The following is a 22274-nucleotide window of genomic DNA, read 5'->3' as shown; positions in this document are numbered from 1 at the left end:
CCTCGATTTTTTATTTCTGTACTTCTTCTTTATAGTCACAATTTGAACAAATAACTTGAGAGCTACGTCCTTTTTTATGTTCCATGAGATAGTGATTACATTTAGGACAATCACGACCTACAGGTTTATCCCATGAAATAAAGTCGCACTCTGGATAATTTGAACAGCCGTAGAATAATCTATTTTTCTTAGATTTTCTTTCTACTACATCGCCATCTTTACATTTAGGGCAAGTAACACCAATTGTTTTAACAATAGCTTTGGTATTTCTACAATCAGGGAAATTAGAACAAGCCATAAACTTACCAAAACGACCCATTTTTATAACCATTGGTGAGCCACAAACTTCACAATCTTCTCCAGCTGGTTCGTCCTTGATTTCGACTTTTTCCATTTCTTCTTCTGCACGTGCTACATCTAATTTGAAACTACCATAGAAATTATCAATTACTTTTCTCCAGCCGATGTCACCTTCAGCAATTTTATCTAGAAGCGTTTCCATATTGACTGTAAATTCTACATCTATGATTTCTGGGAAGTAATCCTTTACTTGTTCATATACAATTTCACCTAATTCAGTAGGTACAAATCGCTTACTTTCAAGTTTTACATAATTTCTTTTTTGAATTGTATCAATTGTCGGTGCATACGTTGATGGTCTACCGATTTTCAATTCTTCTAATGTTTTTACTAGACGTGCTTCTGTATAACGTGGAGGTGGTTGTGTAAAATGTTGTGAAGGTTCAATTTGTGTTGCAGTAACTTTATCGCCTTCATTTAATTTTGGTAATTTATTTTCTTTGTCATTTTCTTTATCATCTTTAGCTTCAACATATAAAGTCATAAAGCCTTTGAATTTAATTGTTTGTCCGTTAGCTCTAAACTTAATGTCATTTTGAGTAACGTCTAAAGCTACTGTATCTAAAATAGCTGGCGCCATTTGACTCGCTACAAAACGTTCCCAAATTAATTTATATAAACGATGTTGATCACGTGTTAAATATGCTTTCATTTCTTCAGGCGTACGTAAAGTACTTGTAGGACGAATTGCCTCATGGGCATCTTGATCCCCTTGTTTACCTTTAGCTGTGCGACGAGACACATAATCTTTTCCGTATTTATCTTCAATGTAATTCTTTGCTTCATCTTTAGCTGACTGAGAAATACGTGTAGAGTCTGTACGCATATAAGTAATTAAACCAACTGTGCCTTGTCTTTTTAGATCTATACCTTCATACAGTTGTTGTGCAAGCATCATTGTTTTACGCGCTTTAAAGTTTAATTTGCGTGCTGCTTCTTGTTGAAGTGTTGAAGTTGTAAAAGGATTAGCTGGATTTCTTGTTTTTTCCTTTTTATTTACATTCGTAATTTCAAACTCATCACCATTAAGTTCAGCTGTAATTTTTTCAACGTCTTTTTTAGTCTTTAATTTAAATGGCTTATTTTTATAGTGTAAGAACTTCGCATTAAATTTCGACTTTTTATATCTAAATTCGCCTTCAATTGTCCAATATTCTTCTGGTTTAAAATTGCGGATTTCGTTTTCTCTATCGATTACTAATCTTAAAGCTACTGATTGTACACGTCCTGCTGATAAACCCTTTTTTACTTTCTTCCATAATACTGGAGAAATGTTATAACCTACTAATCTATCTAAAATACGACGCGCTTGTTGGGCATCCACTAAATCCATTTGAATATCGCGTGGATGTTTAAAACTCTCTTTAACCGCGTCTTTTGTAATTTCATTAAATACTACTCTGTTTTCTTTTGTATCATCAAGTTCTAAAATTTTTGATAAATGCCAAGCAATCGCTTCACCTTCACGGTCGGGGTCACTCGCTAGGAAAACTTTTTTCGCTTTCTTAGCATATTTTTTCAAATCTTTAACGACGGGACCTTTACCGCGAATAGTAATATATTTTGGTTCATAATTATCTTCTACATCGACACCCATTTGACTTCTTGGTAAGTCACGAACATGCCCCATAGAAGCAATAACTTTATATTTTTTACCTAAATATTTTTCAATGGTTTTAGCTTTTGCAGGCGACTCAACTATGACTAAATTATCTGCCAAAGTGAATTCCCCCTTGCTTTTTCAATTACTAAAGATAAATGATAAACGGTTAATTTTGATTTTGTCAATATTTAACTTTAATTAAATCCGTTTTTGATCATCATTTTAAATAGTTTCTATTAACATATAATATCAACTTATTTCATAATATAAATTATCATTTATAACAATTTTAGCAATTTTTTAGCAATTAAACTCCTCTTAAAAATCATTTAATATATCTTGAGCTTCCGAAACTATCATTGCACCTTCTTGAGCTCTTAGTATGTTTCCTTTTGTTAATGGATTAAACATAGAACCTGGTAATACATATACATTTCTATTTTGTTCAACTGCACAATCAATCGTGATTTGGCTACCACTTTTAATACCTGCTTCAGTAATAAGAACGCCTTTTGATAAACCACTAATTAGACGATTACGTTGTGGGAAATGATACCTCGCAATATTAACAAATGGAGGATATTCACTAATTACTAATCCTTTTTCTTCAATAATATTGCGTAACTTTAGTGTTTCTTTCGGATAATGTATCATATGTCCATATCCTAATACAGCTATTGTAGGAAGTTGATATTTTAATGCAAAATGGTGTGCTAAGCTATCGGCACCTTTAGCTAATCCAGATATAATTGTTAGTGGTATTCGTTTAAAATGAGGAAATAAATATTGTAATGCTCTTGCAGAATAATTAGTAGCAGTGCGAGACCCAACAACACCTAGAGTATTAGTAGAATTTAATAGCTTTACATTACCACGGTAAAATATGAGAAGAGGAAAATCGTATATTTCTTTAAGCAGCTTAGGATAATTGGGGTTTAAGAATGTAACATATCTCACATCATTATCTTTTAAGAAGGTTAAAATTTTATTTAAATCTATATCCATAAATTTGTCTATTAGCTTATTATGATTGTAAATTTCATCCCATATCCTTAAAGTATCTTTTTGATCTTTATAAGACAAATTAAAATAGTCAGGATATAACGAAAGTAAGTGGTGTATCTGATGGGTAGAATAACCAACCCACCGCATTTTTAATAATAGTTCATCGTTGTTAGTCATGATGTCTTCTCCTTTAATCTCATTATAAAGTAATTCTGTCAATTTGATATTTCATTATAAATACATTTCACTATCGAAATAATATTAAAACTTAATGAGTAAAATAGAAGATTTACTTATGTAAACTAACTTTTATAAAAGTAAAAAGTAGAGATTTATATCTTTATCATCTCTACCTCCTTTATTATTTCCTATATAATTTATATAACAACTTATTTACTGGCTAAATAAAATCGCCTACATATTCTTCTACAAATGCATTGAATCCTTTTTTAAATTGTTGAACACCATAATCTTTTGCATCCTCACCAAAGTCACCAGTTATGCCGTAGAAATTATAACGCTCTATCCCTTTCTCTTTTGCGTAGCGTATCATATCCCATTGTAGACAATAGGCACCCATAAACTCATTGTATTTAGGATTAGAACCACTTGATAAATAGTACATTTCGTGATTGTTGTAAATAAACAATGCAGCAGCTAAATCAAGTAATGTACCATCCGTAATGATTAATTGTTCAGTTTTTGCTATTTTATTATAAAGGCTCTCGAGTTGTTGATTTAATTGGTGATATTTTGTTTTTGTCTTTTTTGAATTAGCATTCACTTTTAATGATTGTTTAATTTCAGTCACTTTCTCTTCTAATTCTATCGCTCGTTGCTTTAATAAATATTAATTACTTATAATAAATTAAACAAAAGACCTGATTTCCAGTGTTAGAAATCAGGTCTTAGACAATAAAATCAATTCAAATTTTAATGATGATTATTTAACTGTTAATAATTCTTCATAAATGCCAGCTTCTTTAGCTGCTTCGATTAATGTTGTACCAATTTCTGAAGGTGTATCTGCAGTTTTAACACCACAATCGTTTAATGTTTTAATTTTTTCATCTGCAGTACCTTTACCACCAGAAATGATCGCACCAGCATGGCCCATACGCTTACCTGGAGGAGCAGTTTGACCACCAATGAAACCTACTATTGGTTTCTTCATGTTAGCTTTAATCCATTCAGCTGCTTCTTCTTCAGCTGTACCACCAATTTCACCAATCATAACAACCGCTTTAGTTTCTTCATCTTCATTAAATTCTTTAAGAACATCGATGAAGTTTGTACCGTTGACTGGGTCGCCACCGATACCTACAGCTGTAGTTTGACCAATACCTTCTTCAGTTAATTGATGAACTGCTTCGTAAGTTAATGTACCAGAACGTGAAACTACGCCTACATGACCTTTTTTGTGGATATATCCAGGCATAATACCGATTTTACATTCATCAGCAGTGATGACACCTGGGCAGTTTGGTCCTACTAAACGTGTTTTTCTACCTTCTAAGTAACGTTTAACTTTAATCATGTCGACAACTGGAATGTGTTCAGTAATACAAATAACCATATCTAAATCAGCATCAGCCGCTTCTAAAATAGAGTCTGCAGCAAATGGTGCTGGAACATAAACAACTGATACGTTAGCACCTGTTTCTTCTTTAGCTTCTGCTACTGTATTGTACACTGGCACGCCTTCAACGACTTGTCCGCCTTTACCTGGTGTTACACCAGCAACGATTTGTGTGCCATAATCAAGCATTTGTTTTGTATGGAAAAGGGCAGTAGACCCTGTAATACCTTGTACCATTACTTTAGTATTCTTATCTATAAATACACTCATCTTAGTGTTCCCATCCTTTCCTTACGCTTCTTTAACAAGTTTAACAATTTTTTGTGCGCCTTCAGCCATTGTAGCTGCTGGTTCGATTGCTAATCCTGAATCGTTTAAGATTTGTTTACCACGTTCAACGTTAGTACCTTCTAAACGTACAACTAAAGGTAAAGTTAAGTCTACTTCTTTAACTGCTGCTACGATACCTTCAGCGATAACGTCACATTTCATGATTCCACCAAAGATATTTACAAAGATACCTTTAACATTGTCATCACCTAAGATGATTTTAAATGCTTCAGTAACTTTTTCTTTAGTAGCGCCGCCCCCAACGTCTAGGAAGTTAGCTGGATTTCCACCAAAATGATTAATTGTATCCATTGTGGCCATAGCTAAACCAGCACCGTTAACCATACAACCGATATCTCCATCTAATGCGATGTAAGATAAGTCATATTTAGATGCTTCAATTTCTTTTGGATCTTCTTCTTCTAAATCACGTAATTCTTGAATATCTTTATGTCTAAATAAAGCATTGTCATCAAAGTTAATTTTCGCATCTAATGCTAAAACGTCACCGTCACCAGTTGTTACTAATGGGTTGATTTCAACGATAGAACAGTCTTTTTCTACAAACACATTGTATAAAGAAAGTAAGAATTTCGCTGCTTTATTAACTGATTCTTTAGGAATGTTAATATTGAAAGCAATGCGACGTGCTTGGTAAGGTGATAAACCTACAACTGGGTCGATTGTTTCTTTAAAGATTTTTTCTGGTGTTTTAGCAGCTACTTCTTCAATTTCAGTACCGCCTTCTTCAGAAGCCATTAAAGTAATACGATCAGTTGCGCGGTCAATAACAAAACCTACATAATATTCTTTTTGAATGTCGCAACCTTGTTCGATGTATAAGCGTTTTACTTCTTTACCTTCTGGGCCAGTTTGATGTGTAACTAATTGTTTACCTAATAATTCATTTGCGTAAGTTTCAACTTCAGATAGTGATTTAGCAATTTTAACACCACCTGCTTTACCTCTACCCCCAGCGTGGATTTGTGCTTTTACCACATAAACATCTGAGTCTAATTCTTTCGCCTTTTCTACCGCTTCTTCAGCAGTGAATGCAACTCGTCCTTCTGGAACGGCTACGCCCATAGAACGAAATATTTCTTTACCTTGATACTCGTGGATATTCATCTTCCATCCTCCTGTTTCTTAGGTTAAGTTCATTTCAATTATAAAAAATGAAAGCGCTATTGTAAACTGAAACTGTTTCATTTTTTGCAATAAATTTAAAATTCAAATAATTACAACATAGATTTCACTGGTTCAAAGCTCTGTCGATGATATGGCGTAATCCCTAATTGATTTAATCCTTCAAGATGCGCTTTCGTGCCGTAACCCACATTTTTATCGAACTCATAACCAGGATATGCTTCTGCAATATCTTTCATTAATGTATCTCGATACTCTTTTGCCATAATACTTGCAGCCGCAATGGACACACTTTTAGCATCCCCTTTAATAATTGAAGTCTGAGGAATTGAATTATCTAACGTCATTGCATCAATCAATAGGTGATCTGGCTGATGTTTCAATTGCGCAATGGCACGTTCCATCGCTACTTTTGTCGCATTATAAATATTTAATTGGTCGATTTCTTCTGCGCTCGCCACACCATATGCATAATCAAGTACGCCTTCTTTAAGCTGTTGATTTAATAATTCGCGTTTTACAGCTGAGACTTTTTTGGAATCATCTAACCCTAAATATTGGTGGCCCGGATTAAGTATGACAGCACAGGCCACTACTGGTCCTGCTAATGGCCCGCGCCCTACTTCATCTATCCCACAAATTAATGCTTCAGGATGTTGTTCAAGCAATTCATTCTCAAATTTACTCATAGTTTTATAATGCTGGATGATTTCTTGCTCTTTTAAAAGTTGTTTACGACGTTGAACGATACTTTGTTGTACGCCTTTACGACTATCAGCATTTAATTCATGATTATCTAATTCTTCAATATCTGTGATTGTGGCTAGCAATGCTTTTACTTCTTTAATCGTTTGCGTCATCGTCTAACTCACTTTTCATTTCAGCATATAAGTCAAAGCAGTAAGTGCCGATTTTAGCATTACGTACATCATTGATAATTAATTCAATAACCGCTTCATAATCTACTTCATTACCACGTTGTAATAGTCCTCGACGTCGACCAATAGCATCGAACCATTCTAACATCTCAGCATCTTCAGGCACATCTATTTTATAATGATGCTTAAAGCCTTCTAAATCATGTTTAATCAAGAATTCTAAACCATATATTGCCACTTCGTCTAAATGCACAATACTATCTTTAATCGCACCTGTTAAACTTAATTTCTTACCTACTAATTCATCTTCAAATTTAGGCCAAAGGATCCCAGGTGTGTCTAATAATTGTAGTGATTGGCCCACTTTAATCCATTGTTGTTGTTTAGTAACACCAGGTTTATTTCCTGTTTGAGCGATATTCTTTCTAGCTAATTTATTAATAAGTGTAGATTTCCCAACATTCGGAATGCCTACAATCATGGCACGAATCGCACGTGGTTTTAATCCTTTTGCTTTTTCTCTTTCAAACTTTTCTTTAGTCGCTTCAATAGCAGCCGTTTCTACGCTTTTTAGATTTTTGCCGTGCTTAGCATCAACCGCTACAGGATAATAGCCTTTATCTACAAAGAAACGCTCCCATTTTTGCATTTCATTTAAATTAGCCATATCTTTTTTATTTAGAATGACTACTCTTGGTTTTTGCTTAATGACGTCATCTATCATTGGATTTCGTGAACTATACGGAATACGTGCATCTACTAATTCAAAGACAACGTCTACTTTTTTTAATTGTTCAGTAACCTCTCTTTTGGCCTTAGCCATGTGACCTGGATACCATTGGATTGGCATATTCATTCACCTTGCTTTCGTTAATTTTATATGATTTCAACTTTTTGATTATACTTGAAAATCAAAACCTTCACCACTAAACCTGTATATTCTCTTTCATTTTATCATTCGTATTGAATATGAGTGAACTAATAACGGTTATCATCCCTCTACGTCATGCTCAAATTACTTTATTCCTAACCACGAATAGCCTACAATTTAATTATGAAAATGTTTTAAAACAAGTTAGAGGTTAAATATGAAGAAATTTCTAATACATATAGGCTTATTCCTAGCACTTGCTTTAATTGGCCATAGCTATATTATTTACCGCTTCATTCATGATGGTATTTTATTCACTGGGCCGAATGATGGTATGGAGCAAATGGTTCCTATTCAAATGTATTTATTTGATAAGTGGAGTCACGGAAATTTATTTTATGCTTCGGATTTTGGCTTAGGTGGAGACTTTTTCACTGACTTAAGTTATTACTTCTCCACTAATTTATTATTTATTTTAAACGTTATTATTATATTGATATTAAAAGTTTTCATGACGTTACATACTCAAGATTTAATGTTTTGGATGATTGATGCACTTATGATGTCAATTGTCAAAGCAACGATTGCTATGTATTGCACCTATTTATATAGTAAATGGATTTCTAAAAATAAATGGCTAAGTTTAATTATGGCCTTTCTATTTGTTATGTCGCCGTTATATTATCGTTTTACCGTTTATTGGCCATTCTTTAGTGATGTCTTTATTTGGATGCCTTTTCTATTATTGTCAATTGAACGTGTGTTACAGAAACAGAAGTTTGGTTTATTTATAGTGACTGTGACACTACTCTTAATTAACAACTTCTATTTCGCTTATTACTTAAGTTTAATAGGTGCAGGTTACATATTAATACGAATTATATTTAGACATCCTAAAGATATAGTTTCACGGGGAAAAGCGCTGTTATTGCTAGTCATTAGTGCATTATTAGCACTTGGTAACAGTTTATTTATTTTTTTCCATGGTACGCAAAGTTTTTTAAACAATCGACGTATTCCCTTTTCAGGTGATGTCCCTGCTTTTGAAAAATTAGATATTAATACTAATTTATTCTTTGATAATTATCTTATTGTCATATTATTTATTACCATCCAAGCTTTATTATCGTTTAAATTATATAAACATTATTACTATAGAATGTTTGCTATACTCACATTCATTTTTATCATATGTAGTTTTATCCCACTTGTGGATCAAGTGTTTAATGGCTTTTCTGCACCACAAAAACGTTGGCACTTTATTCTAGCTTTTAATTCAGCAATATTAATTGGTTTATTTTTAAAATATTATCGTACGTTGAGTCTTAGAACTTACATAATATCTAATCTTATAGCTGAAATAGTTATTTTTAGTAGTGCTTTTGTTTATCATAAGTTCGTCGCTTGGTTAATTCTTGTTCCAATGGTATCACTCATTGGTTTAATTATTTTATTAATAAAAGATGCGTCTTATCGTATAAAGCTTAATTATATATATGGAATATCCATCATCTTATTAAGTATTGTCGTCTCAATTGTATTTATAAATAATCAAATATATTTTAAAGATCACAGAGATCGTGCCAATACGTTCTATGTCAATTCGAGTTTATATAGTTCAGATTTACAACGTGCGCTTGTTAAAGAAATGGTGAAAAATAAGAAGAATGATGAACGTATAGATTGGCGCGTGAATGAACAAGACAATACGCCAATGTATCAACATTTTAAAGGTTTGAGTCTTTATTCAAGTATCTTCCATCATAATATTCTTGATTTTTATTACGATGCCTTGAAGATTAATTTAGCTGAAGAATCCTTGAGTCGCTATCAATCTATCAATGGTCGTCAAAATCTCGCAAGTTTATTCTCTATTCGTTATATAATGTTAAAAGAATATCAAGGTAATTTGCCTGCGCATTTTCAAAAAATAAAAACAAGCGGGCAATACTCAATATATGAAAATCAACTTAATCTACCTTCAGTAAAAGTAACTGACAAGATTTATAATAGTAAGAGTCTGACTACAGCTATAGATCGTGAACATGCGATGCTAGACGGCGTAATAATGGAAGACAAAGGGACTAAGTTTACTGCTAAAGCGCCTGACTTACTTAATAAAGTAGACATGCAATCTCACAACATTAAGAAACTAGGCAACCATAAATATAAAGTTGTAGGTGGTAAAGGCGGTTCCATTACTTTACATGTGCCTTCTGCATTACGTAAAAAATATGATGATTTCTATCTTACAATGATGATTAAACGTGGTAATCCGGATAGTAATTATACAGTTGCTGTCAATAATTATGCGAACCATCGTTTATTTAATAATTCAACGTACCGAACTGGCATAGACACGCAACTTTACCGTACGCAACCTGATAAAAACGGTAATATTACTATCATGTTATCTCCAGATGGCGAATTTAATATGAAGTTACTCGATTTAAATGGGGAAAATTATGATACGCTTAAACAGGCTTATCAGCATAGAGATCACAGTAATTACAAAGATATTAAAAATGGCGTGGAAGTTCATCTAGATAAACATCGTAAGGGGATGGCTTCTATTAATATTCCTTATCGAGATGGCATGCGCGCCTATGTCGATGGAACGCGTGTTAATCCGGTAAAAGTAAATTATATGATGACAGGTGTACCTGTAAATGCATCAGCTAAAACAATTACTATCAAGTATCAACCACCTTATTGGAATACGATGATACTGATTTCTTTAATAAGTATGACTATAAGCTTCATATTTGTACGATTTAACAATTCAAAAAAGAGAAAGATGAGGAAGTAAATTGATTAAGAAAGTTTGGACTAAACCATTATGGACATTTGGATTCATTTTTATCGTTGCTAATTTAGTGTCGTTAGCGATTTATTATCCATTTATACGCGATTATTTTAGAGAGGGATATGTGTTTAGTGGTTCTGGCGACGGTTTTAGACAAATGATGCCTTTTCAACTCTATTTATATGAGCATTTTACTCAATTCAAAGGTTTTTATGACCAGTCATTTGGTTTAGGGGGCGACTATGTTAAAGGACTTGCTTATTATTACTCCTTCTCCCCTATTATGTGGCTTAATTTCATATTTGTTTGGCTTGGAGAAACCCTATTTAATTGGAATCCCCATCAAATTGATTTTTGGCCATTTAACCAATTGATTGTTGCCTATATTAGAACAATCATTACATTTATCTGTGCATTTTATTGCTTTAGATATTTAAAATTAAAACCTGCACCACTATTAATAGCGACCATCTCTTATGGTGCTTCAACGCTCATATTATACTATAACTATACATGGTCGTTTTATGGTGATTTATTGATTTTCTTACCATTATCAATATGGGGAATGGAACGTTTCTTCCAACAACGAAAAATTGGCTTATTTATATTTTCAGTTGCGTTAACTTTATTTTCAAACTTCTACTTTAGCTATTATCAAGCCATTGTATTAGGAATATATTTCTTATTACGACTGATTTTTACATATCGCTATGATATCGTTACACGTTGGCAAAAGTTCTATCTACTTGCTTGTGGTGCAATTTTAGCGTTGCTTTCAAGTATTTTAGGTTTCTATACTGGCGTGTCGTCATTTTTAAATAACGATAGACAGCAAAATAATGACTTTAACATTTCGTTATTCACTGATTTGACTCATAATAAATATTATATATTCTCAAATGGTTTTTATATCACTGTATCAATTATTGCATTAGTCGCATTACTTTCATTTAAACTATATAAGCATTACTATTATCGTATTTTTGCCATCATTACATGGTTTTTATTAATCGGTTCACTTTCACAATACTTTGATAGTGCGTTTAATGGTTTCTCTTTACCACAACGTCGTTGGGTTTATTTCCTACCCCTATCAACAAGTGCATTGATCGCTTTATTTATTCAATATTTATCAGAATTATCGCTGAAGCATTATTTATTTGCTGCGGTGCCGGTCTTCATTTTTGGCATACTTAAATTAATCTTTGCTGAAGGCTATGTTCATTGGATGGTTGTTCCATTAGCATTGATGGTGGTACTTGCTTTCTTAGTTTGGAGGAAAAAGTGGTTAAACCACCCTATTATACTTTTAGCTATGGTTCTTACCTTCGTCGTGCAACAAGTTGTATTAACGCATGATTCACGAGCACGTACGATTGATCCTTATGCCACTACAATGAAAACAATTCACGACCCTAGTTATCATAATAAGACACTTGCTAAAAAGATTAATCATATTAATGACGCAACTAATGATCCATTTCATCGCATTGATTACATGTCGATGTATGGGTTAAATTCACCGTTTATTTATCATTATAATGGCATCTCCCTATATTCCAGCATTTTCGATGGGAGCATCTTAAACTATTATGATAAATTAATGCAAATCAATATGCCGGTGGATAAGAATAGTACTTATCGTTATTTAGGTAATCGCGCGAATTTAGAAGCAATGTGGGATGTTCAAGACCGTTTCCGTCATCCTGAGGATTTAAACATGCCTTATGGTTTTGAAAAGGCAGAGACAATTACTGAGGGTAAAGACAAATTAATACATTCCAAAAATAAAATGGATTATCCAGCTGCACACGTTACTGACAAGATTTATAATGCTAAGGATCTTAAATCACCGCTAGATCGTGAACAGGCGATGTTACAAGGTGTAGTCCTAGATAATAATTCTAAAAAAGCAAATACATCATTTAAGCGTAACGATAATTTACTTGGTGAAGCGGAGGAATCGTTAAATAACGCCTCTTGGCAAAATAAAAATCACCTTCAAGTAACTAAAGATGATGGTGGCGTAACCTTATCATTGCCACAATCCATTGCAAATAAATATAAAGATATGTATGTGGAAATGGATGTAGAATTATTAGCACCTGATAAAGCACATAATGTAGGTGTAAATGAATATACTCAAAATCGTAATGAATTAAGCTATAAATACCGTCGCTTTGTTACACCTGTCACAATGAGGGTGAAATCATCTGATAAGTTAAACATTCACCTTTCAAAGGGAAAATATCGCTTATCTGTTAAAGGCATTTACGGTGAAAATTATGATACCTTAAAACATGCTTCAAAGCAGCTAGAAGCTGTTAAAGTAAAAGAAAATAGAAATGGTTATACTATTACAAAATCTAAAGGCACTTCAGGTTATGTTGTTCTACCGACTGTATATGCAGATGGTATGAAAGCAAACGTCAACGGTAGAGACGTTAAAGTTGAAAAAGCAAATGGTATTATGACTGCCATTCCAGTCAATAAAAATGATACGCATATACGATTAACATATACACCACCTCATTTATTCATTTTAATAGTATTAAGTGTAATCGGAATAATAGGTAGTGTCATATTTAGCCTATGGGTAAAACGTAAAGTGCATTCATCTTAAAAAACTTAACTAATACAAAAAAGACTTCCAATCTGGCATGAAGCCATCAATTGGAAGTCTTTTTGATTAAGATATGCGTTGTGACTAACCCATACCTTTATCATATCTTCAGTATGCTGATTAACGAATTTCTTGGATTCTAGCAGCTTTACCACGTAAACTACGTAAGTAGTATAATTTAGCACGACGTACTTTACCACGACGTTTAACTTCGATTTTTTCGATTTTTGGAGTGTGTAATGGGAATGTACGTTCCACACCTACACCTGAAGAAATTTTACGAACTGTGAAAGTTTCTGAAATTCCTCCACCACGGCGTTTGATTACAACACCTTCGAATACTTGGATACGTTCACGTGAACCTTCCACGATACGTACGTGTACACGTAAAGTGTCACCAGTACGGAAAGCTGGTAAGTCTGTGCGTAATTGTGATTTAGTTACTGCTTCGATTAACTTATGATTACTCATTTTTATACTCTCCTTCAACCTATGTTCTTGCCTCGACATACATATAGCAGCGGATCATAGTGATTTTTAGTGTCTTTTCACACTTGATATATATTAGCATACTACTTCTCGTTTTTCAATTGCTTTTTATAGCTTTCTAAAATTTCTTTATCGTTATCTGTAAGTGGATACTGTTCCAATAAATCCGGACGCTTATTATAAGTACGTATTAACTTTTGTTCATGACGCCACTTTTCAATATTTGCATGGTTACCAGATAATAATACATCAGGCACTGACATATCATTAAACTCTCTTGGGCGGGTATATTGCGGAAATTCCAACAAACCGTCTGAGAAAGAATCATCTTGGTGAGATTGTTCATTACCTAGAACACCAGGAATCAAACGCACAATCGCATCCGTCATCGTCATCGCAGGTAACTCGCCTCCAGTTAAGACGTAATCACCCATTGAAATTTCGTCTGTAACAAGATGCTCACGAATACGTTCGTCATAGCCTTCATAATGTCCACAGATAAAGACAATATGTTCTGCTTCGCTAAGTTCTTGTGCTATTTCTTGTGAAAATGGACGTCCTTGAGGGCACATTAATATTACACGTGTATCCGCATCGCGTTGAATATCTTCCATAGCATTAAATACAGGTTCTGGTTTTAACACCATGCCTTGACCGCCACCAAATGGATAATCATCTACTTGATTATGTTTGTTGACAGCATAATCTCTGAAATTAATCGTGTTTACGTTGATAATATTTTTATCTTGCGCTCTTTTTAAAATAGAATGATTCAGCACACCATCGAACATTTCTGGAAATAATGTTAAATAATCAATCTTCATTAGTCTAACAATCCTTCCATTGGTGTAATTCGAATTGATTTATTTTCAATATCAACTGCTTTAACTACATCGGCAATATAAGGGATAAGATATTCTTTGTCACCTTTCACTACCCATACATCATTTGCACCTGTTTCGAAGATGTTGATTACTCGACCAATTGGTGTATCTTCATCATCAAACACTGTACATCCGATGATATCTGAATAATAAAACTCATTCTCTTCTAATTCTATATCTTCGTGATCACGCTCTTGATATAAATAGTCTCCCTTATATTGTTCAACATCATTAATGTTATTGATACCTTCAAATTTAAGCATGTGAAACCCTTTATGCACACGATAAGAAGTAACTGTCAACGCTATTTCATTATTGTTGTGTTTAACTATTAATGTTTCTCCTGGCTGAAAACGTGTTTCCGTAAAATCTGAATTAGATTTAACTTTTACTTCGCCTTTAATTCCATGCGTGTTAACAATCTGTCCCACTTCAACTTCCATATTGCGCCCCTCCTAATACATTAAGTTCATTTCTTACATAGTATCATGATTTTTTATTAAATAAAAAGACGCCACAAAGGGCGCCTTAGATAAGTTTTAAACTATTAAAACTTTCGCTAATTATTTAGCTTTCTTTTGTTCATCAAAAGTTTTTAAAATACCTTGTTTAGATAAGATATTGTGAACTGTATCAGTTGGTTTAGCACCGTCTTTTAACCATTTTAAAGCTAATTCTTCGTCGATTTTAACTTCTGGTGCGTTAACGCTAGCTGGGTTGTAAGTACCGATTTGTTCGATAATACGACCGTCACGTGGAGCACGTGCATCAGCTACAACGATACGATAGAATGGATTTCTTTTTGAACCTAAACGAGTTAAACGAATTTTAACTGCCATATATAAAACTCTCCTTTAAATCTTTTACTTTTTATTTTCTACAAGAAATAATATTAACAGTTCAATCAAACTTTGTAAAGACTTTTTTCTTTACCAAATCTAGATTTATGAAATAAATCGTAGATTTGGTTATGGGAGTGAGATAGAATTCTTTTGAATTCGTCCTCTCACCCCCGCACAGTTGATTAGGCACTTGAAATATTTTATTTCAAGTCCAATCAACCACTGCGCACTAGCTTTAGCTAGGCCGAACCTCTAAAAATAGATTTATGAAATAAACCTTTATAACCAATAAAACATCGAACAACCCATTTGATTGCTCGATGTTGTTATTCATTATTAGAATGGTAAGTTCATGCCTTTAAGCATATTTTCCATTTGGCTACGTTTGCCTTTTTTACCTTTACGTCCGCCACCAGTGAATTGTTTCATCATTTTCTTCATATCATTAAATTGTTTCATTAATCGATTGACTTCTTGTAAAGAACGACCTGAACCTTTAGCGATACGTTTTTTACGTGAAACATTTAAACTTGCTGGATTTTCTCTTTCACTTGGTGTCATTGATTGAATAATCGCTTTAATATGATCGATTTGTTTATCACTCATATTTAATTTATCGATACCTTTCATTTTATTCATACCAGGTATCATTTTCATAATGTCATCCAGTGGACCTAAGTTTTTAACTTGATCTAATTGTTCTAAGAAATCATCTAATGTAAATGATGATTCACGCATTTTCTTTTCTAAGTCTTTCGCTTTTTCTTGGTCGACATCTTGTTGAGCCTTTTCAATAAGACTTAAAACGTCACCCATACCAAGAATACGAGACGCCATACGTTCAGGATGGAATAGTTCTAAACCGTCCATCTTCTCACTCATACCGACAAATTTGATTGGTTTCTGAGTAACAGAACGAATTGATAACGCAGCACCACCACGAGTGTCACCATCTAATTTAGTTAAAGTGACACCTGTAACATCTAATTGATCATCAAATGATTGTGCAACGTTAACAGCATCTTGACCTGTCATTGCATCGACAACTAACATAATCTCATTCGGTTTAGAAATTTCTTTAACTTCTTGAAGCTCGTTCATTAATGCTTCATCGATGTGTAAACGACCAGCTGTATCAATAATTACGAAATCAAGATGCTCTTCTTTAGCATAACTTAAGGCATTCTCAACAATTTGTTGTGGTTTAACTTGGTCACCTTCACTATATATAGGTACATCAAGTTGTTTACCTACTGTTTGTAATTGGTTAATCGCTGCTGGACGATAAATATCGGCAGCTACTAACATAGGTTTTTTATTATATTTTTTACGCATTAGTAAGGCTAATTTACCAGCAGTTGTCGTTTTACCGGCACCTTGTAAACCTACCATCATTACAACAGTTGGTGGTTTATTAGCCATTTTAATAGATGTATTTTCTCCACCCATTAGTTGTGTTAATTCGTCTTGTACAATTTTTATAACTTGTTGACCTGGCGTTAAAGATTGCATTACATCTGAACCTAAAGCACGATCAGATACAGTCTTAACGAAGTCTTTAACTACTTTAAAGTTAACATCGGCTTCAAGTAATGCGAGACGTACTTCACGCATCATTGTTTTAATATCCGCTTCAGTGACTTTACCTTTACCACGAATCTTTTGCATCGTGGCCTGCAAGCGATCGGATAATCCTTCAAATGCCATGTTAATTGCCCTCCTTTTTTGAAAATTATTCTAATTCTTCTAATTGAGTAATGTAATATTTTAATTTATTTGGATCATTTAACGTTTGTTTCATTTCTTCATAAATAGTACGACGTTGTTCGAATTTTTCATATAAATTAAGCTTAGCTTCATAATCTTCTACTAAATCGCCAGTTCTTCTTATATTATCATAAACTGCCTGTCTACTCACATTAAATGTCTCTGCAATTTCACTTAAAGAATAATCCTTAAGATAAAATAGTTCAAGATAATTTCTTTGTTTTTCAGTAAGTAATGATTGATAGAAATCAAACAAATAATTCATTCGTAAGGTTTTAACTAAATCATTTTTCCCCATTCGAATGTTCCTCATTATTAAAATCTAATTCAGCCACTTCTTCAGGAATATCTTCATTTTGCTCAATCATATCTGCAAATAGACCATATACATAACTTTCAGGGTTAAATGGTTGTAAGTCATCTAATTTCTCACCAAGACCTACGTATTTAACCGGGATATGAAGTTCATTTCTAATGGCAAGTACGATACCACCTTTAGCAGTACCATCTAATTTCGTTAACACGATACCAGAGACATTGGTTACTTCTTTAAATGAACGTGCTTGTGATAAAGCGTTTTGACCAGTTGTAGCATCTAAACATAATAACGCTTCATGAGGTGCATCTGGTACAGCACGGCTAATAACACGTTTCATTTTATCTAATTCTTGCATTAAGTTAGATTTGTTTTGTAAACGTCCAGCTGTATCACAAATTAAAATATCGACACCTTTATTTTTCGCAGCATTAATGGCGTCATATACAACCGCTGCTGGATCTGAACCTTCACTTTGCTTAACCACTTCTACACCGACACGGTCTCCCCAAACTTGTAATTGTTCGATAGCTCCGGCTCTAAATGTATCGCCTGCAGCAAGCATTACTTTTTTACCTTCCATTTTATATCTATGTGCTAATTTACCGATTGTAGTTGTTTTACCTACACCGTTAACACCGACCATTAAAATGACATTAAGACGTCCATCTTCAAGGTTCATCGCTTCTGAATTATCGTCTTCTTGATGATAAATTTCTACTATTTTTTCAACAATAACTTCACGTAAATCTTCAGTTTCTTTAATATTACGACGTTGTGCTTCTGTACGTAATTCGTCAGTTAATTGCATTACAGTGTTAAATCCAACGTCTGCTGTAATCAACATTTCTTCTAATGCTTCGAAGAAATCTTCGTCTACTGTTCTATAACGTGCGATTAAATTATTAAGTTGTTCTTGGAAGTTTTCACGTGATTTTTCAAGACCAGCTTTGAATTTCGCACCCATTTTTTGAGCTTCAATTTCTTCAAAGTCTTCAATTGAAATTAAACCATCTTCGTCAAAGTCTGCTTCACTTAACTTACGAGGCTTCTTTTTAGGGGCTGGCTCTGCCATGTCGTCTTGTTGCGACGACGCATCTTCCTCAACTTCTTCACTTTCAGATAATTCTTGTTCAATCTCATCTGTAGATTTAGATGAAAACTTATCTTTTAATCGTTTAAAAAAACTCATCCTTGCTCCTCCTTCATAACCTCATCTATAGTATTTAAATTAACGCTTACTAATTTAGAAACACCTGATTCTTGCATCGTGACACCGTATAAGCGATCTGAGTATTCCATTGTTCCTTTACGATGCGTAATAACAATAAATTGAGTTTGTACTGATAATTCTTTTAAAAATTGAGCATAACGAATGACGTTTGCTTCATCAAGTGCAGCCTCTACTTCATCTAGTATAACAAATGGTGCAGAGCGAACTTTTAATATTGCGAATAATAAAGCAATTGCACTAAGAGCACGTTCACCGCCACTCAATAATGAAAGATGTTGTAGTTTTTTACCTGGGGGCTGAACAATAATATCTACCCCAGCTGATAAATAATCATCATCTGTCAACTCTAATTTAGCATGTCCGCCACCAAATAACGACTGAAACACTGTAGTAAAGTGTGATTGAACTTGTAAGAATGTTTCTTTAAAGCGACCTTTCACTTCTTGATCCATTTCTTCAATAATTTGTTCAAGCGTTTGTTTTGCTTCCCTCAAATCATTACGTTGATCGTTTAAGAATGTATAGCGTTCATTAATTTCCTCATATTGTTCTATCGCGTTGATGTTAACAGGTCCTAATTCATCGATAGACATTTTAGTCAATTTCACTTTCTTACGTAATGCTTCAATAGGCGTCTCATCTTGATATTCTTCTCTGGCACGTTCAACTGTTAATTGATATGTCTCATTCAAATGATTGATGGCGTGATTGATTAAGACATCTAATTTAGATTGCTGTGCTTTAATATCTTGGTAAAAACTTTCAATGGATAACAAGTCTTGATGGCATTCTTGTAATTGATAATCATGAATCTCTATATCTTCATCAACTGACACTCGTTGTTGTTTCAATTCTTCTAATTGTTGCGTCACTGATTCACGCAATGCTTGTTTTTCTTGAATATTGTTCTGTAATTTATCGAAGGCTTGTTGTCCCATCATTTCATCTGAATTAAATAATTCAATCTTTTCATTAACGTTTGTTATTTGTTGTTGAATGTTGTTAATTTGTTTTTCTGCACGATCTAATGAGGACTTTTGAGCATTAATGCGTTCTTTAATAACGGCTAAGTCAGAACGTTTTTGATTTAAATGCTGTTGCATTTTTGAAGTTGATGCTTTGTCTTCTTTAGATAGCTGTGTATAACGCTCAATATCTTTTTCAAGTTGAGCAAGATGCGTTTGAATTTCAACTAATCGATTTTGTTTTTCTGTTAGTGTTGTACGACTTGTCTCACTTTGATAGCCATCATTCTTTTCGAATTCAAATTCTTCATGCTCATTTTTAATATGTGCTTCTTGTGTTTTTAAACGATCTAAAGCTAACGCTTCATTATGTGACTGTTCTTTTAAGTGATTATATTGTTGATTTAACTCAATATACGCGTCACTTAAACTTTCAACTTTTTGTTTATGTGTTTGTAATTGATGTTCAAAGTCTTGTGTTTGTTGTTCATAGCTTTTTAACTGAGCACGCATAGTAGTAAGTTCATCTTTTTGAGATAAAATACTTTTCGTTTTACGAGCGCCACCACCTGTCATTGAACCACCAGGGTTAACAATGTCGCCCTCTAATGTAACAATACGTGTTTTATATTGTATGGCTTTTGCAAGTTCATTAGCATTTTTCAAATTATCGACAACAATTGTAGTACCTAAAAGATTATCAACGATAGCTTGATATTGTTTACTCGCTGACACCGCTTCTGAAGCTACATTAATAAAGCCATTGGAGCTTTGCGCTGTTCTTTTTATATCTGCTGAAAGCATGCGAGGTTTAATTACATTTAATGGTAAGAATGTTGCTCTTCCTAAGCCTTTTTGTTTTAAGAATTGAATGGCTTGGCGACCTTCTTTTTCTGTTTCAACAATGACATGTTGTAAAGAAGCACCTAACGCTGTTTCAATCGCTTGTGTTAGTTCTGAAGGTACTTGAACGACTTCTGCTACTGCACCGTGAATACCTTGTAGTGTATTACCTTTTGCTTTTAACACATGTTTAACGCCATTAAAGAAATAAGAATATTCTTCCTCTTGTGTTTCTAAACTTTCGATTCGAGCTCTCATTTTATCGGTATAACGATATGCTTGATACAGTTTATCTTCATACTCAGTCTGTAATTGTTTTGCTTCTGAAAGTGCTTTTTCTTGTTGCTCAATCTGTCTTTCCACAGCTTTAAATTCATTCGAGATAGTTTGATGACGTTTTTCAGTATTCGAAATTTCTTTTTGTATTTCCTTCAACTGATTAAAAGCTTCAACTAATCGTGTATCTAAACGTGATTTTTTAGCTTCATTTTCTTTAAGCGTATGTTCTAAAAAGCGAATATCATTGTTAACATCTGATTGCTTCGACATTAATTCATAATAATCATTTTTTATAGCTTCAAGTTTTTCTTCATGCTGTTCATCAGAAACATAAAGCTGAGATTCTATGTCATGAATTTCTGCATTTAACCCTTTTTGTTTGTCTTTTAGAGAGACAAGCTGTTGTGTTAGTTCTTCTTTTTCTTTTTCAGCATTACTTAAATCTTCATTAAGATTTTCAATTTCTTCTTCGAAACGTGCATTTGTTTCAGATTGATTGCGTTTTCTTTCTTCTAACACATTAAGTTGACCAGTGAACTTTTCATACTCTTCTGTTGCTTTGATTAAATCATAGTTAAGTCGTTCTACATCCGTATCAATTTGTTGGCGCTTCGCCTTTTGCTTTTGTAAATATTGTGTAATTTGAGCTTGTTTCGCTTCTTTGTCAGCTTGTTGGCTTTTCAAGTCATTCAATCTATGATCTAATTGTCGATTATCCTCTGAATAGTGATCGATATCATGCACAGTAACAATAACATCGCTCTGTTTCATTTCTTTTGATAATTGTAAGTATTCTTTAGCTATCGATGCCTCAGCTTTAAGTGGCTCTACACGACCTTCTAAATCATATAATATATCTTCCACTCGAGTTAAATTATCTTCTGTTTGACCAAGTTTCTGCAATGACTCCGCTTTACGCTTCTTATATTTGAGTACGCCCGCAGATTCTTCTAATATTTGGCGTCTATCGATAGGTTTTGCATTCAAAATCTCATCTACTCGGCCTTGAGATATAATACTAAATGCTTCTTTTCCTAAGCCAGAATCTAAAAATAGTTCCGTAATATCTCGTAAGCGTGCACGATCATTATTTAAATAGTATTCACTTTCACCACTACGGTATAATCGGCGCGTCACTACGATATTATCGGCATCAAATTGTAATTGTCGGGTAGAGTTATCTAAATTAAGTTGTACTTCTGCATAATTTTGAGCATTTCGATGTTCTGCTCCTGAAAAAATAATATCTTCCATTTTAGAACCACGAAGGGATTTAGCTGATTGCTCACCTAGTACCCATTTAATGGCATCTGTGATATTACTTTTCCCGCTACCATTTGGACCTACAATTGCCGTAACACCTTTATCGAATTGCACATTTGTGTGATCGGCAAATGACTTGAAACCAATGGCATCAATTGATTTTAAATAAACCATTTTATTCTCCTTAATAC

General features: G+C 33.6%; 16 protein-coding genes and 1 pseudogene. 2 read left to right on the top strand and 15 right to left on the bottom strand.

Annotation, left to right across the window (positions count from 1 at the left end; genetic code table 11):
* Window positions 1–10: 10 nt before the first annotated feature.
* The 7 genes and pseudogenes from topA to ylqF form a co-directional block, all read right to left on the bottom strand.
* Window positions 11–2080: a type I DNA topoisomerase gene (gene topA, locus E2558_RS03000; RefSeq protein WP_126566615.1), complete on the bottom strand. Its 2070-nt coding sequence runs from the start codon at window positions 2078–2080 to the stop codon at window positions 11–13.
* A 201-nt stretch (window positions 2081–2281) separates the two neighbouring features.
* A complete protein-coding gene (gene dprA, locus E2558_RS02995) occupies window positions 2282–3145 on the bottom strand; it encodes a DNA-processing protein DprA (protein WP_126566614.1) in 864 nt (287 codons plus the stop codon).
* Between the two features lie 223 nt (window positions 3146–3368).
* A pseudogene (locus E2558_RS02990) lies at window positions 3369–3803 on the bottom strand (peptidoglycan bridge formation glycyltransferase FemA/FemB family protein); the annotation flags it as partial.
* A 108-nt stretch (window positions 3804–3911) separates the two neighbouring features.
* Window positions 3912–4817 carry a succinate--CoA ligase subunit alpha gene (sucD, locus tag E2558_RS02985; protein ID WP_126566611.1) on the bottom strand — a complete coding sequence of 302 codons (906 nt, stop codon included), beginning with the start codon at window positions 4815–4817 and terminating at the stop codon, window positions 3912–3914.
* Between the two features lie 21 nt (window positions 4818–4838).
* Complete coding sequence (gene sucC / locus E2558_RS02980) at window positions 4839–6005, bottom strand: ADP-forming succinate--CoA ligase subunit beta (RefSeq protein WP_126566608.1); 1167 nt, start codon at window positions 6003–6005, stop codon at window positions 4839–4841.
* Between the two features lie 110 nt (window positions 6006–6115).
* A complete protein-coding gene (locus tag E2558_RS02975; RefSeq protein WP_126566606.1) occupies window positions 6116–6883 on the bottom strand; it encodes a ribonuclease HII in 768 nt (255 codons plus the stop codon).
* The gene (gene ylqF, locus E2558_RS02970; protein ID WP_126566603.1) at window positions 6867–7751 is read right to left on the bottom strand and encodes a ribosome biogenesis GTPase YlqF; all 885 of its coding nucleotides are present in this window, start codon (window positions 7749–7751) and stop codon (window positions 6867–6869) included. The genes E2558_RS02975 and ylqF overlap by 17 nt, the downstream gene beginning before the upstream one ends.
* Before the next feature lie 238 nt (window positions 7752–7989).
* Between ylqF and E2558_RS02965 the strand changes: the two genes are divergently transcribed.
* Window positions 7990–10581 carry a YfhO family protein gene (locus tag E2558_RS02965; RefSeq protein ID WP_126566601.1) on the top strand — a complete coding sequence of 864 codons (2592 nt, stop codon included), beginning with the start codon at window positions 7990–7992 and terminating at the stop codon, window positions 10579–10581.
* Window position 10582: 1 nt separating this feature from the next.
* Window positions 10583–13201: a YfhO family protein gene (locus E2558_RS02960; protein ID WP_126566600.1), complete on the top strand. Its 2619-nt coding sequence runs from the start codon at window positions 10583–10585 to the stop codon at window positions 13199–13201.
* 120 nt (window positions 13202–13321) lie between these two features.
* On the opposite strand, the gene rplS is transcribed toward E2558_RS02960, so the two are convergent.
* The 8 genes from rplS to smc form a co-directional block, all read right to left on the bottom strand.
* Window positions 13322–13672 carry a 50S ribosomal protein L19 gene (rplS, locus tag E2558_RS02955; protein ID WP_103297861.1) on the bottom strand — a complete coding sequence of 117 codons (351 nt, stop codon included), beginning with the start codon at window positions 13670–13672 and terminating at the stop codon, window positions 13322–13324.
* A 101-nt stretch (window positions 13673–13773) separates the two neighbouring features.
* Complete coding sequence (trmD, locus tag E2558_RS02950) at window positions 13774–14514, bottom strand: tRNA (guanosine(37)-N1)-methyltransferase TrmD (RefSeq protein ID WP_126566597.1); 741 nt, start codon at window positions 14512–14514, stop codon at window positions 13774–13776.
* Window positions 14514–15017, bottom strand: coding sequence for a ribosome maturation factor RimM (rimM, locus tag E2558_RS02945; RefSeq protein WP_126566595.1), 504 nt, complete (start codon window positions 15015–15017; stop codon window positions 14514–14516). The genes trmD and rimM overlap by 1 nt, the downstream gene beginning before the upstream one ends.
* A gap of 120 nt (window positions 15018–15137) precedes the next feature.
* Window positions 15138–15413, bottom strand: coding sequence for a 30S ribosomal protein S16 (gene rpsP / locus E2558_RS02940; protein ID WP_103297864.1), 276 nt, complete (start codon window positions 15411–15413; stop codon window positions 15138–15140).
* 339 nt (window positions 15414–15752) lie between these two features.
* The gene (gene ffh, locus E2558_RS02935; RefSeq protein ID WP_126566593.1) at window positions 15753–17123 is read right to left on the bottom strand and encodes a signal recognition particle protein; all 1371 of its coding nucleotides are present in this window, start codon (window positions 17121–17123) and stop codon (window positions 15753–15755) included.
* Window positions 17124–17148: 25 nt separating this feature from the next.
* Entirely contained in the window at window positions 17149–17481 is a 333-nt protein-coding gene (locus E2558_RS02930; RefSeq protein ID WP_126566590.1) for a putative DNA-binding protein, read from the bottom strand.
* Window positions 17468–18691, bottom strand: coding sequence for a signal recognition particle-docking protein FtsY (ftsY, locus tag E2558_RS02925; protein ID WP_126566588.1), 1224 nt, complete (start codon window positions 18689–18691; stop codon window positions 17468–17470). Before ftsY ends, E2558_RS02930 begins: the two co-directional genes overlap by 14 nt.
* Window positions 18688–22257, bottom strand: coding sequence for a chromosome segregation protein SMC (gene smc / locus E2558_RS02920; RefSeq protein WP_126566585.1), 3570 nt, complete (start codon window positions 22255–22257; stop codon window positions 18688–18690). The genes ftsY and smc overlap by 4 nt, the downstream gene beginning before the upstream one ends.
* Window positions 22258–22274: the final 17 nt, after the last annotated feature.

This window comes from Staphylococcus pragensis, from assembly GCF_004785665.1.
Classification (GTDB): domain Bacteria; phylum Bacillota; class Bacilli; order Staphylococcales; family Staphylococcaceae; genus Staphylococcus; species Staphylococcus pragensis.
The sequence above is the reverse complement of the archived record's forward strand: the minus strand, read 5'-3'. Positions and strand labels throughout refer to the sequence as shown.

Bases quoted from the DNA above. Each gene is read 5' to 3' on its own strand.
- dprA (WP_126566614.1), bottom strand. From the start codon at position 3,145: ATGACTAACAACGATGAACTATTATTAAAAATGCGGTGGGTTGGTTAT.
- rplS (WP_103297861.1), bottom strand. From the start codon at position 13,672: ATGAGTAATCATAAGTTAATCGAAGCAGTAACTAAATCACAATTACGC.
- ftsY (WP_126566588.1), bottom strand. From the start codon at position 18,691: ATGAGTTTTTTTAAACGATTAAAAGATAAGTTTTCATCTAAATCTACA.
- E2558_RS02930 (WP_126566590.1), bottom strand. From the start codon at position 17,481: ATGGGGAAAAATGATTTAGTTAAAACCTTACGAATGAATTATTTGTTT.
- sucD (WP_126566611.1), bottom strand. From the start codon at position 4,817: ATGAGTGTATTTATAGATAAGAATACTAAAGTAATGGTACAAGGTATT.
- trmD (WP_126566597.1), bottom strand. From the start codon at position 14,514: ATGAAGATTGATTATTTAACATTATTTCCAGAAATGTTCGATGGTGTG.
- rpsP (WP_103297864.1), bottom strand. From the start codon at position 15,413: ATGGCAGTTAAAATTCGTTTAACTCGTTTAGGTTCAAAAAGAAATCCA.
- E2558_RS02975 (WP_126566606.1), bottom strand. From the start codon at position 6,883: ATGACGCAAACGATTAAAGAAGTAAAAGCATTGCTAGCCACAATCACA.
- ffh (WP_126566593.1), bottom strand. From the start codon at position 17,123: ATGGCATTTGAAGGATTATCCGATCGCTTGCAGGCCACGATGCAAAAG.
- sucC (WP_126566608.1), bottom strand. From the start codon at position 6,005: ATGAATATCCACGAGTATCAAGGTAAAGAAATATTTCGTTCTATGGGC.
- smc (WP_126566585.1), bottom strand. From the start codon at position 22,257: ATGGTTTATTTAAAATCAATTGATGCCATTGGTTTCAAGTCATTTGCC.
- ylqF (WP_126566603.1), bottom strand. From the start codon at position 7,751: ATGCCAATCCAATGGTATCCAGGTCACATGGCTAAGGCCAAAAGAGAG.
- E2558_RS02965 (WP_126566601.1), top strand. From the start codon at position 7,990: ATGAAGAAATTTCTAATACATATAGGCTTATTCCTAGCACTTGCTTTA.
- rimM (WP_126566595.1), bottom strand. From the start codon at position 15,017: ATGGAAGTTGAAGTGGGACAGATTGTTAACACGCATGGAATTAAAGGC.